Source organism: Fibrobacter sp. (assembly GCF_045601785.1).
Taxonomy (GTDB): domain Bacteria; phylum Fibrobacterota; class Fibrobacteria; order Fibrobacterales; family Fibrobacteraceae; genus Fibrobacter.
Genome location: NZ_JAZSAF010000023.1, coordinates 39440 through 51080, shown reverse-complemented (window position 1 = coordinate 51080; position 11641 = coordinate 39440). Strand labels below are relative to the sequence as shown.

12 protein-coding genes and 1 pseudogene are annotated in these 11641 nt (G+C 47.9%); 8 read left to right on the top strand and 5 right to left on the bottom strand.

Features of this window, described 5'->3' with window-relative positions:
- Nucleotides 1–134: 134 nt before the first annotated feature.
- Complete coding sequence (metK, locus tag ACKI61_RS03875) at nucleotides 135–1325, bottom strand: methionine adenosyltransferase (RefSeq protein WP_407456472.1); 1191 nt, start codon at nucleotides 1323–1325, stop codon at nucleotides 135–137.
- A gap of 242 nt (nucleotides 1326–1567) precedes the next feature.
- Here metK and ACKI61_RS03870 point away from each other — a divergent pair, with 242 nt between their 5' ends.
- From ACKI61_RS03870 to ACKI61_RS03855, 4 genes are all read left to right on the top strand, one after another.
- Nucleotides 1568–2527, top strand: a complete 960-nt coding sequence (locus ACKI61_RS03870) for a 50S ribosomal protein L11 methyltransferase (RefSeq protein WP_407456471.1) — start codon at nucleotides 1568–1570, stop codon at nucleotides 2525–2527.
- A gap of 15 nt (nucleotides 2528–2542) precedes the next feature.
- Nucleotides 2543–3145, top strand: coding sequence for a dimethylsulfonioproprionate lyase family protein (locus tag ACKI61_RS03865; RefSeq protein ID WP_407456470.1), 603 nt, complete (start codon nucleotides 2543–2545; stop codon nucleotides 3143–3145).
- Between the two features lie 26 nt (nucleotides 3146–3171).
- Nucleotides 3172–3981 (top strand): thiazole biosynthesis adenylyltransferase ThiF, encoded by an 810-nt coding sequence (thiF, locus tag ACKI61_RS03860; protein ID WP_407456469.1) that lies wholly within the window; start codon nucleotides 3172–3174, stop codon nucleotides 3979–3981.
- A gap of 105 nt (nucleotides 3982–4086) precedes the next feature.
- Nucleotides 4087–4500 (top strand): M67 family metallopeptidase, encoded by a 414-nt coding sequence (locus tag ACKI61_RS03855; protein WP_407456468.1) that lies wholly within the window; start codon nucleotides 4087–4089, stop codon nucleotides 4498–4500.
- 92 nt (nucleotides 4501–4592) lie between these two features.
- On the opposite strand, the pseudogene ACKI61_RS03850 reads toward ACKI61_RS03855, so the two are convergent.
- Nucleotides 4593–4904 (bottom strand): annotated as a pseudogene (locus ACKI61_RS03850) (hydrolase); the annotation flags it as partial.
- A gap of 182 nt (nucleotides 4905–5086) precedes the next feature.
- On the opposite strand from ACKI61_RS03850, the gene ACKI61_RS03845 reads away from it, so the two are divergent.
- The 3 genes from ACKI61_RS03845 to ACKI61_RS03835 all read left to right on the top strand — a co-directional run bounded on the left by ACKI61_RS03845 (nucleotide 5087) and on the right by ACKI61_RS03835 (nucleotide 7271).
- Complete coding sequence (locus ACKI61_RS03845) at nucleotides 5087–5635, top strand: DUF6803 family protein (protein WP_407456467.1); 549 nt, start codon at nucleotides 5087–5089, stop codon at nucleotides 5633–5635.
- A 78-nt stretch (nucleotides 5636–5713) separates the two neighbouring features.
- A complete protein-coding gene (bioB, locus tag ACKI61_RS03840; protein ID WP_407456466.1) occupies nucleotides 5714–6655 on the top strand; it encodes a biotin synthase BioB in 942 nt (313 codons plus the stop codon).
- A 19-nt stretch (nucleotides 6656–6674) separates the two neighbouring features.
- Nucleotides 6675–7271, top strand: coding sequence for a LysE family translocator (locus ACKI61_RS03835; RefSeq protein WP_407456465.1), 597 nt, complete (start codon nucleotides 6675–6677; stop codon nucleotides 7269–7271).
- A gap of 137 nt (nucleotides 7272–7408) precedes the next feature.
- Here the strand turns inward: ACKI61_RS03835 and pdxT are convergent, their stop codons facing one another.
- Nucleotides 7409–8011, bottom strand: a complete 603-nt coding sequence (gene pdxT / locus ACKI61_RS03830) for a pyridoxal 5'-phosphate synthase glutaminase subunit PdxT (protein ID WP_407456464.1) — start codon at nucleotides 8009–8011, stop codon at nucleotides 7409–7411.
- Complete coding sequence (gene pdxS, locus ACKI61_RS03825) at nucleotides 8012–8890, bottom strand: pyridoxal 5'-phosphate synthase lyase subunit PdxS (protein ID WP_407456463.1); 879 nt, start codon at nucleotides 8888–8890, stop codon at nucleotides 8012–8014.
- A gap of 131 nt (nucleotides 8891–9021) precedes the next feature.
- Here pdxS and ACKI61_RS03820 point away from each other — a divergent pair, with 131 nt between their 5' ends.
- On the top strand, nucleotides 9022–10434 hold the full coding sequence (locus tag ACKI61_RS03820) for a PLP-dependent aminotransferase family protein (RefSeq protein WP_407456462.1): 1413 nt from the start codon (nucleotides 9022–9024) through the stop codon (nucleotides 10432–10434).
- A 29-nt stretch (nucleotides 10435–10463) separates the two neighbouring features.
- On the opposite strand, the gene ACKI61_RS03815 is transcribed toward ACKI61_RS03820, so the two are convergent.
- Nucleotides 10464–11627 carry a MalY/PatB family protein gene (locus ACKI61_RS03815; protein WP_407456461.1) on the bottom strand — a complete coding sequence of 388 codons (1164 nt, stop codon included), beginning with the start codon at nucleotides 11625–11627 and terminating at the stop codon, nucleotides 10464–10466.
- Nucleotides 11628–11641: the final 14 nt, after the last annotated feature.

Here is an 11641-nt window from a genome sequence, read left to right as displayed (position 1 = left end):
CAGGTACCCCCCGGCAACTGATGTTGCCGGGGATGTTTTTTATGAAGAACATTTCCTGAATCTGCAAAAGCAAACCAACGAAAAAGGCCCGTCGCATTTGACGAGCCTTAATCTTTTTGCTAGAGAGAGTTCGCTTAGACGCGAGCGGCCTTTTTTAAAGCAGCGGCCTTGTCCGTCTTTTCCCAAGTGAAGCGTGCACCGGTGCGGCCGAAGTGGCCGAGCGCGGCAGTTGCCTGGTAACCGGGCTTCTTCAAGTCAAGCATCTTCACGATGCCTGCCGGAGAAAGGTCGAAAGTCTTCTTTACGATTTCTTCAATCTTGCGGTCATCAATCTTGCCAGTCTTGAACGTATTCACCAGCACAGACACCGGCTTGGAATAACCGATAGCGTAGGCAAGCTGCACTTCGCAACGGTCTGCAAGACCAGCTGCCACAATATTCTTTGCCACATAGCGAGCAGCGTAAGCGGCGCTGCGGTCGACCTTACTCGGGTCCTTGCCGCTGAAAGCGCCACCACCGTGACGGCCCATGCCGCCGTAGGTATCCACGATAATCTTACGCCCCGTCAGGCCGCAGTCACCATGCGGTCCACCAATCACGAATTTACCCGTCGGATTGATGAGGAAGCGAGTCTTCTTGTCCAAAAGCTTTGCGGGAATCACCTTCTTGATAAGCTTTTCGATGATTTCCTTTTCGATGGTAGAATGCTTGAGTTCCTTGCCGTTCACGAATTCGTCGTGCTGGGTGCTGACCACCACCGTATCGACACGCACAGGCTTGTCATTTTCGTTGTATTCGACGGTCACCTGCGATTTTGCATCAGGACGGAGCCACTTGATTTTGCCGGATTCGCGGAGGTTCTGGATTTCTTCCATAAGCTTGTGAGCAAGGCTAATCGGAAGCGGCATCAGTTCCTTGGTTTCGTTCACGGCGTAACCGAACATCATGCCTTGATCGCCTGCGCCCTGCTTGTCATCTTCCTTGCCTTCGGCAGCCTTGGCGTCAACACCCTGAGCAATATCGGGAGACTGCTTATCTACGGCAACGAGTACGGAGCAACCCTTGTAATCAAAAGCGAGTTCCGGATTCACGTAACCGATACTCTTGATCGTCTTGCGTGCAATCTGCTGGTAGTCAATTACGGCCTTGGTGGTAATTTCGCCAGAAATCACGACGAGACCGGTGTTGGCGAGCGTTTCGCAAGCCACGCGGCTGTTCGGGTCTTGGGCGAGGCAGGCGTCGAGAATTGCATCCGAGATCTGGTCGCAAACTTTGTCGGGGTGCCCCTTGGACACCGATTCAGAAGTAAAGAGATAATGTGCCATTGTATAAGGCTCCTTTTGTTAACAGCACCGAAAAGAACGTCGCATTTTTGAGCATTCCCAAGCGCTGAAAAAACGTGGTTTGAATTTCTATGCATAAATCTACATAAATGCATAAACATTGTCAAGCGAAAAACACGATTTTTCTTATACAAAAAATTGATAGCAAGTGCTAGGAATTTTGTATTGGACGCAGCTATAGGCAACATCTATATTTGCACTCAAAAAAAAGAGGTTATCTATAAATGAGTATTTTAGTCGACATTAAAAAGTATCTGACTTTAGATGGTGCGCCGAAGCACGTTCAAGATTATCTTTCTGTGGCAGTAACGGATCACGCCTACTTGCCAAAAACCGAAGATATTACTAGCGATTGGGTCGCCTACATTGCGGCTCCGGCATTCAAACTGATCCGTGAAAATCTAGGACACGATGTAGAAGCATTCGCTTCGATCGGTACAGGTTCCGGTATCGATGTCTTGACGGGCATCGAACTTTTGGGCGCAAAACGCGTGGGCTTTACTGACTTGCAAAAAAGCGTAGTAACTGCCGCCTCCGAAAACATCAGGAAAAATTTGAAGAATGCAGATTCAATTGAATTGGAATTCGGTGCAGGCGACTTGTTGCAACCTCTTCAAAATGGCAAGCGCCGTTACGACGTGATTTACGAGAATCTGCCCAATGTTCCGCTGACGGACAACACCAAGATTGAAGACAAACGAAACAGCGGCCATTACCTAGAAAAACGTGTAGAAGCGATTCCAGAATTTGTGCATGAACAGATGCTGGATTTGCATTATCTGGCGCTCAAGCAGGCACGCGATTACCTGGCCGACAAGGGTGCCGTCTATTCTACACTCGGTGGCCGCGTGCCGCTCAGTGCGTTTATCAAACTCGGCGAATTGGCTGGGCTTAAGTCAGAAATTTTCACTTATTCCTGGAAAGTACAGGCGGAACCCGAAGACGTGATTTCAGGCTACGCCGCGCAAGAAAAGGCGGGCCTCGGGCCGTTCCGATTCTACCGCGCGAGCGACTTGCAAAAAGCATTCGCCAACATTTCGGTGAAGGAATCCGGCAAGAACGCTTTCGAAATCGAAAAGTCGCTGGAATCTTCGAAACTTACCGCTAAAGAAGCTTACGAAGCATTCCTAAAGGGCGAAGTGATCGGCCATACGGTTGCCGTACTGAAATCAAGCGTGAAGTAAAACGAGTGTATTTTGATGCAAGATTTTATCGCCCATTTAATTGAAGAATCAAAGCGCTTTCTGAACAGTCGCGCCCAAATTGACGATGATATCGGTCAAGAGGCGGCCAAGTTTGTAGCACGCGAAATTCCTGCCCCGAGTGGGACTTTCAAAAAAAGCGATTCTCCGCTGATTCGCTGGATTGAAGACTCCGCAAAACACGGAAGTTCAGAGACTGCAAATTTGCTGAAAGCGTTAAAGCCCGCACTCCCTTTTTTGCCGTGGAAATACAATTACGAGCCTCGCGCCGATATGCCTGATTTAGGAAACCGTATGGGCTGGGGAGAAATCCTCGGGCCCGAAGCGCCGTATCACGACGAGCATTTTTGTTTCGGGTTTACGCTTCTCGGAAAGAATACCTTGTATCCGGCGCATTACCACCCTGCCACGGAACTTTATGTGGTGCTTTCGGGCCTTGCCGTTTGGACATTAGACGGCGTTTCAAAAGTCCGCGGCCCCGGAGAATTTATTCTGCACCCGTCAAACCACGTACATTCCATGCAAACAAAAGACGAGCCGTTGCTTGCGCTTTACACGTGGAGCGGCGAAGATGTCGTGACGCTCTCAAAGTACGTGTGATTTGAAAACTGAATTCCAATAGAAAAATGGTTTTTACCAACGAACAGCTGGAACGCTATTCGCGTCATATCATTCTTAAAGATGTCGGCGTAAAGGGCCAAAAGAAGCTCTTGAACGCGAAGGTACTCGTCATTGGTGCGGGCGGCCTTGGCGCCCCAGTGGCCATGTACCTTGCCGCCGCCGGTGTGGGCACGATCGGCATTGCCGATGCCGATGTGGTTGACCTTTCAAATTTACAACGTCAGATAATACACGCCACGCAAGATGTGGGTAAGCCCAAGGTGCAATCCGCGAAAGAAACCATGGAAGCGATGAATACGGATGTCAAGGTGATCACGTACCATACTTTCGTAACGAGCGAAAATATTCTCGACATCATTAAGGATTACGATTTTATCATTGACGGCACCGATAATTTTCCGACGAAGTTCTTGATTAATGATGCCTGCGTCATGGCGAAGAAACCTTTCTCACATGCAGGTATTGTCGGATTTCAGGGACAGCTGATGACATACGTGCCGGAGCAGGGACCTTGCTACCGCTGCATTTTCGAGGAACCGCCCCCGAAAGGTTCTGTGCCGACTTGCAAAGAGGCAGGCGTGATTGGGGCAATCGCAGGCGTCATCGGAAGTTTGCAGGCAATGGAAGCAATCAAGTATATTCTTGGAGTGGGTAATTTACTTACAGGTCAATTACTCACCTACAACGCACTCACGGCGGAATTTCGCAAGGTGAAGCTCCCGAGTCATAACGACGACTGCGCCGTTTGCGGAACACACCCAACTATCACCAAGCTAATTGACTATGAACAAGCTGTGTGTGATTTGAAGCACTAATCCCCCTTTTTGTCATGCCCGATTTAGTCGGGCATCTCCTCTTGTAATAAAGAAAAGGAGATTCCCGGTCGAGCCGGGAATGACAGGGAAACGAGACTAATTCAAATGATTACATTATCTAAATCAAACTACGAAAAAATCCTCGAGCATGCTCGCAAGAATTTGCCTGAAGAAGCTTGTGGGCTGATCGCGGGCGAAGCAACTGCAGATGGCAAGGCAATTCGTGAAGTATACTTGCTCACGAACATCGATCATTCGAACGAGCATTTTTTGCTTGATCCGAAAGAACAACTAGCAGCCATCAAGGACATGCGTGCGAAAGGCCTGAAGCCTCTCGGTAACTGGCATTCGCATCCAGAATCCCCTTCGCGCCCCTCGCAAGAAGATAAGCGCCTTGCCTATGATTCATCGGCAAGCTACTTGATTCTTTCTTTGCAAGACCGCGAAAATCCTGTGTTGAATTCCTTCCATATCGAAGGAGACAACGCCACGAACGAAGGCTTGCAAATCACAGAATAGCTGCGGCTTAACAACTTCGCGAAAATGTTAAAATCGCCCCCGATTCAGTCGGGGGCTTTTGTAGTTGTCTTGTCCGCGGATCTATTTCGCAGTTACGGTCTAAACGTATTCAGTGCGGCTATCGTGCGCAAGATAAGATCGTTCAGTTCCCAGCCTAAAAGGCTTGCGCCGCGTTCAATGACTTCGCGGGAGCATCCTGCAGCAAACTTTGGCGACTTGTACTTTTTCAAGACGGATTTCAATTCCAAATCCTGCACACTTTTGGAAGGACGCATCAAAACAACAGCCCCAATCAAGCCCGTCAATTCATCGACGGCGTACAAGACTTTTTCCATTCCATGTTCTGGCTTGACATCCACCGTGATTGCCCAGCCGTGGCTTGTCGTAGCGTGAATTAATTCTTCTATTTGCTGATAAAAACATGACTATAAATATAATCTTTTCATACCGATTATAAAGTTGCAACGTCAATACTTTTTTTCGATCGCTTGCTATCGAAATTTTCAATAACCATTTTGCGGATTGCTTTTTGTATTTTCCTACAAGAAGGGGATTTCTTTTTAACCTACAACAAAAAGGTGTCTATATGTACTCCACCCATTATATGGATCTGCTGATGCAGAATTCTCCCTGGAACCTGATTGTCTTTATGGCAATCCCTGTCATTCTTGCAGAAACAATCGCCATTACGGAACTGTTTCTGCTCAAGTCTCCCAATGCGCATCCGAAGCTTTCGCTTGTCAATCGTATCGCGGGAATCCTTGCTGGCATTGCTTTCGTAGCTATCATTATCTATTTCATTCCGAATGTAATCATTCCGCTTGCATCGGCAGGCGAATTTAGAACATGGATCGATGTTGTGGCGATTTTCTCGTACATTCTCGCCGGAATCCCGATGATATTGCTTGCACTCCTGAATTTCAAGCTTTTATTCCGTAAAGTGGATGAACGAAAGCGCACAACATACGCCATCCTTTTGTTGGCTGCATTCCTTGTGCTTTCGCATATTGCAATGATTTTCGGTATGGTGGATCCGGGAATTGCGGGATACGCTCCTAACAAGGCGACAACGGAGATTCAAGCGCCTGCGCATCACATGGAAATGATGCACGAAGGGCATCACCATCATCACTAACAGGCTTTTCTCAGCCAAAATGATATAGTTTTTTTGTATTAGCCAAGTGAGAGCTTGGCTTTTATATTTGTTGCCGAAATGACGAAATTAGAATGTTTGCAGATTTTGAACACCCCGGACGAATCGCTCGGGGAATTGATTGAGAATGCCTATTCGCTTCGCACCAAATATAAGGGCAATCGTGTCAGTGTCCAGCTTTTGACGAATGTTCGCAGTGGAAACTGCACGCAGAATTGTGCCTATTGCGCACAGTCTCGCGATTCCGAAGCCCCTATCGAAAAATACAGAAGCGTCTCCGACGAAAAACTTTACGGCGACAACGATCTGGTAAGTGAATTTAACTTGTCGCGGCATTGCATCGGACTTTCGGGCATGGGCTTTACCGATAGGGAAATCGAAGAACTTGCCGAACGTATCGCACACATGAAAAAGTCGGGAACGCATATTTGCTGTTCCATCGGATTCTTGACAGAACACCAGGCGCGCGTTTTAAAAGCTGCGGGGCTCGACCGCATCAACCACAATTTAAATACGAGTCGCCGTTTTTATCCTGAAATTTGCAGCACGCATACGTACGAACGTCGCATTCAAAATATTCAGATGTTGCAACGCGTCGGTTTTGAAATTTGCTGCGGCGGAATCATCGGAATGGGCGAATCCAAGGAAGATGTCGTCGACATGCTTTTGGATTTGGTTGCCATCAATCCAGAATCGGTACCTATAAATTTTTTGCTGCCTGTCAAGGGCACGCGTCTTGCCGAACGCGACATTTCGGGGCTTACGTTTGAATACTGCATCAAGATTCTCTGCCTTGCACGCCTATTGCTCCCGAAATCAGACATTCGCTGTGCCGCTGGCCGCGAAGTGTATTTCAAGGGCCACGAAAAAGAACTTTTCAAGGTCGTCGATTCCATCTTCGCTTCAGGTTACCTTACCGAGGGCGGCCAAGGACTCAACGAAACGTTTAAGACGATCGAAAATGCCGGCTTCACCTGGTTTGTAGAAAGCACAGATAAATAATCGTCGTGCGGGGCACATCGTGTCACTAGAAGTTGCACTTTCATTTTTGCTTTACGCCTTTGTTTCGGGAATTACCCCGGGACCCGCGAATCTTTGCTCGCTGTCCGTAGCAATGAAAAGTGGAAAAAGTGTGGCGATAAAGCAATGGTACGGGCTTTTTACCGGATACACGATTGTTGCGCTTGCGTCCGTTTTTATCGTTTATTTTATTAGTAGTGCATTTGAAAGTCTTATTGAAGTATTCTCGTTTATTGGAGCAATTTATATTGCGTATCTAGCTATAAGCCTTTTGCTTCAAGCGATTAAACCATACGATGAAATTCGCAACAACCGCGCCACCGGCAATTTCCGCACGGGCCTTTTCGTGCAACTTACAAACGTGAAGATAATGGTGTTTTGCTTGACGGCGATTACGACCTACATGCTTCCTTACCACCAGGATTTTCCGCACATCCTTATATTTGGCCTAGTCTTGCCATTCACAGGGCCTGTTTGCAATTTGGCGTGGCTTTTCGCAGGCGTTTTGCTTCAAGGAATATTCCGAAAGCACCACCGAATTTTCTATACGCTCATGGGGCTATCGCTACTTTACTGTGCGATTGGAATTGTGTGGTAAATAGCGTTAAGCCAATTCCACTTCGACAACGCCGCGCACTGAATTGAAACCGTAGATTTTCTCGGCAGTTTCAAGGTCGCGTGGATACAAGATTTTCAAAAACTTTGTTGGCATATATCAGCATGGCGCGGCCAAAGTTAGTAAAAATGGGGAAGCGTTTCCAAAAAATATTTGTGTACGCGCAAGTCTTCATTAAGTTCCGGGTGGAACGAAATGGCCAGCTGATTCTTGTAGCGTACAGCGACAATTTGGTCATTGGCAGTAGCTAAAACCTGTACGCCTTCGCCAACTTTTTGAATAAGCGGCGCACGGATGAATGTCATCGGGATTTTGCCGATTCCCTCAAAGTTTTCTTCGACATAAAAACTTCCGAGTTGACGACCGTAAGCGTTACGTTCAATAGTAGCAGGGAGGGCTCCGAAATAGGTGTGGGAATCGTTACTCAACTTATTGGCAAGCAGAATTAGGCCGGCGCAAGTTCCAAAAGTCGGAAGGCCTTTCTCGATGAGATTTTTGAGCGGTTCAAAAAGCCCGAGATCGTGCAGAAGTTTCCCTTGTACGGTACTCTCGCCACCGGGAAGAACGAGTCCGTCAAAATGCTGCTCTAGATCTCGCAACTGTCGGATTTCAAACGTTTCTGCGCCGATTTTTTCAAGAATTTGCCGATGTTCGGCGAAAGCCCCCTGCACGGCGAGTACGCCGATTTTCGGGGACTTGTTTTTCAAAGATTTTTCATTCATTTATTTTCCTCGTTCAGCCATCAAAAGTTCAATTTCCTGCTCGTTGATGCCAACCATGGCTTCGCCCAAATCTTCGGAGAGTTTTGCAATGAGCTTGGCGTCCGTATAGTTTGTGACGGCTTGCACGATGGCGGCGGCGCGCTTGGCGGGGTTTCCGGACTTGAAAATGCCCGAACCCACGAATACGCCTTCGGCACCTAGCTGCATCATGAGCGCGGCGTCGGCAGGGGTAGCAACACCGCCCGCAGCAAAATTCACGACAGGCAGGCGCTTGTGTTCATGAACGTATTTCACAAGGTCATAAGAAACTTGCAGCTCCTTGGCTCGGTTGAAAAGTTCATCTTCCCGCATCGAAGAAATGCGGGCGATTTCCTGATTCATCAGGCGAATGTGACGGACCGCCTGCACGACATCACCTGTTCCCGGCTCGCCCTTGGTGCGAATCATTGATGCGCCTTCTTCAATACGACGGAGGGCTTCGCCGAGGTCGCGGGCTCCGCACACGAACGGCACCTTGAATTCATGCTTGTTGATGTGGAAAACATCATCGGCAGGGGAAAGGACTTCGCTTTCGTCGATATAGTCAATTTCAATCGCTTCCAAAAGCTGCGCTTCGACAAAGTGACCGATACGGCACTTGGCCATCACAGGGATTGAAACGGCGTCCTGGATTCCCTTAATCATTTTGGGGTCACTCATTCGCGACACTCCGCCTGCGGCACGAATGTCGGCGGGAATGCGTTCGAGTGCCATCACTGCTGCTGCACCGGCTGTTTCGGCGATTTTGGCCTGTTCCGGGGTGGTCACGTCCATAATGACACCGCCTTTGAGCATTTGGGCGAGATTCTTGTTCAATTCATAGCGATTTTCTGTAGACATTTAATTCTCCTTGTGGATTGTGTTTCGTTTTCGATGCGTAAATTAGACTTTTTGTTGACCTTGTTCAATAATCAAATTTTTACTATTTTTATATATTCAGATTAAGGTCAGATTAGGTTCAGAGGCGAAAGATGCTCGCATATGATATTTCAAAAGCAGGGGACGACTCTCTTTACCATTTTTTATATCGCTCAATTAAGGACGATATTTTGTCGGGTAGGCTGGAGCCGGATGCAAAGCTTCCGTCGAAACGCCCCTTTGCGAATTCGCTCGGAGTGAGTGTCATTACCGTTGAAAATGCGTATAACCAGCTTATTGCCGAAGGTTTTATCTATTCACTTTCACGAAAGGGGTTCTTTGTAGCAGCAATTCCGCAGAAAAACTCCAATATTCAGCAGAAACAGCCTGTAAAGCAATCCCGCGAATCCTTGCATACGGAGCAGGCTAAAGCGCCGCATTACATTGCCGATTTCGTCAACAACCAAGTAGACGCATCTACATTTCCGTTCACGACTTGGGCAAAACTCACGCGTAAGGTACTTTGCGAACAGCAACGTGAATTACTAACCCGTTCGCCGAATTCCGGCGTTCAGAAGCTGCGTAAGTCAATCGCCAAAATGCTTCTGGAATTTCGTGGAATGCGTGTATCTCCGGAGCAGATTGTAGTGGGGGCCGGAACAGATTGCCTTTATACCTGGCTTGTTCAACTGCTTGGTTTCGACAAAAAGTTCGGTGTTGAAGATCCAGGGTATAGTAAAATTTCGAAAATTTACCGCAAACTCAATGTGGTCTGCAACTACATTCCGCAAGACGAAAACGGAGTCTGCATAGACCAACTTGAAGAAACTTGCACTGATGTTGTACACCTTTCGCCGTCGCACCATTTTCCGACAGGCAAGGTGATGCCCGTGAGCCGTCGCTATGAGCTTTTGAGTTGGGCTGCAAAATCAAGCAACCGCTATATTGTCGAAGACGAATACGATAGCGAATTCCGTATGGTCGGCCGTCCGATTCCATCACTCCAAAATATCGATGTGCAAGACAAGACAATTTATATCAATTCGTTCTCCAAAACGCTAGCCTCCACGGTGCGCGTAGGCTACATGGTGCTCCCCAAGCCGCTTGCCAAAAAGTTCCACGAAGAATTTTCATTCTACACCTGCACCGTATCAAATCTTGAACAGTATGTGCTTGCGAAATTCATTGGTGAAGCCCATTACGAAAAGCATATCAATCGTATGCGGAATTTCTACCGCCACCGTCGCGACACATTGCTCGAAACGATTCGCCAAAGCAAGATCCGTGATTACATCGAAATTGCCGAAGAAGATGCAGGTTTACATTTTATTTTGAAGGTCAATACCGAACTCTCAGATGAAGAATTTTGCGAGCGAGCGCTTAAAAATGGCGTGTACATTAGGGCGCTTTCGGATTATTATGCCGAGGCGGAACCCTCGCAGCATGAATTCATCATCAATTATTCGTCAGTTTCGGAATCGCGAATGAAAAGGGCTGTTCAACAGCTAGAAAAAATTTTGGAATAGTTCGCAGGCCTAGTCAAGAGCCTCAAAATCTATCCTAGCTTAAACTCCTTTACGCCTTGTTTAAGCCGGTTGAGCCCTTCTAGGCACACGCTTTTAGGGCAGGCGACATTCATTCGCAAGAAATGTTCACCGCCGGCACCGTAGGCGTCACCCCCGATAAGGAACAGTCCCGTTTTGCGCCTTAAATAGGCTGCAACATTTCGCCCTGTTTCAGGCAACGCCGAAATGTCAAGCCACACAAGGTAAGTCGCGTCGCCCTTGACAGCCTTGATTTCGGGAAGTTCCTTCGCCAAAAAGACTTCGACCAGTTTCCGGTTTTCCCAGAGGTATTCGCGCAGGCTTTCAAGCCATGGCTCGCCCTGTTCAAACGCTGCAATCGCGGCCACCGTCGCAAAGGAATTGGGCGCGGCGATCTTGTCCGTGTACAACGCATGCCGTACCTTGCGCCTCAAAGTGGGGCTTGCTACATATACCGCCGAAGTTTGGAGACCCGCCAAGTTGAAAGTCTTCGTGGGCGCTATGCAAGTAACGCTTACTTCGCGGCAAGTTTCGGAAGCCGCCGCAAACGGCACGTAACTTTTCCCAGGCTCCGTAATGTCGCAGTGGATTTCATCGGAAATGACGGTGACATTGTACTTCTTGGCAAGTTCGCCGATTTTTGCCAAATCTTCCGCACTCCAAATTTTTCCAATCGGGTTGTGGGGATTGCAAAGAATCATCACTGTTGTCTGCGGATTCGATAGCTTTTGTTCCAGATCCGTAAAATCGATGGCGTAAGCCCCGTTCTTATACAAAAGTTTATTTTCGACAACGTTACAATCGCTATTTTCGATGCAGTTGTAGAAGTTATTGTAGACTGGAGATTGGATGACGATGTTTTCGCCCGGAGCGGCAAGCCGCTCGATTACGGAGAAAATCGAAGGCATCACGCCTGCAGAGAAAATCAGATTTTCTTTCTCCATTTTCAAGTGATGCCGCCTACCCCACCAATTGATGTAAGCATTGTACCAGGCGTCGGGAACATCCGCATACCCGAAAACGCCATGATCCAGGCGGCTTTTGAGCGCATCCAAAATTTCGGGGGCAGTCCGGAAATCCATATCCGCCACCCACATGGGCAGCTCGTTTTCGGCGACTTTCCATTTTATAGAATCGCCATTTCGTCGATCGATTACGGTGTCGAAATCGTACATATCGCAGGCTTCGC

Excerpts from the sequence above, each read along its gene's own strand:
- ACKI61_RS03870 (WP_407456471.1), top strand. The coding sequence starts at position 1,568 with ATGAGTATTTTAGTCGACATTAAAAAGTATCTGACTTTAGATGGTGCG.
- metK (WP_407456472.1), bottom strand. The coding sequence starts at position 1,325 with ATGGCACATTATCTCTTTACTTCTGAATCGGTGTCCAAGGGGCACCCC.
- pdxT (WP_407456464.1), bottom strand. The coding sequence starts at position 8,011 with ATGAATGAAAAATCTTTGAAAAACAAGTCCCCGAAAATCGGCGTACTC.
- bioB (WP_407456466.1), top strand. The coding sequence starts at position 5,714 with ATGACGAAATTAGAATGTTTGCAGATTTTGAACACCCCGGACGAATCG.
- ACKI61_RS03845 (WP_407456467.1), top strand. The coding sequence starts at position 5,087 with ATGTACTCCACCCATTATATGGATCTGCTGATGCAGAATTCTCCCTGG.
- ACKI61_RS03865 (WP_407456470.1), top strand. The coding sequence starts at position 2,543 with ATGCAAGATTTTATCGCCCATTTAATTGAAGAATCAAAGCGCTTTCTG.
- thiF (WP_407456469.1), top strand. The coding sequence starts at position 3,172 with ATGGTTTTTACCAACGAACAGCTGGAACGCTATTCGCGTCATATCATT.
- pdxS (WP_407456463.1), bottom strand. The coding sequence starts at position 8,890 with ATGTCTACAGAAAATCGCTATGAATTGAACAAGAATCTCGCCCAAATG.
- ACKI61_RS03855 (WP_407456468.1), top strand. The coding sequence starts at position 4,087 with ATGATTACATTATCTAAATCAAACTACGAAAAAATCCTCGAGCATGCT.
- ACKI61_RS03820 (WP_407456462.1), top strand. The coding sequence starts at position 9,022 with ATGCTCGCATATGATATTTCAAAAGCAGGGGACGACTCTCTTTACCAT.
- ACKI61_RS03815 (WP_407456461.1), bottom strand. The coding sequence starts at position 11,627 with ATGTACGATTTCGACACCGTAATCGATCGACGAAATGGCGATTCTATA.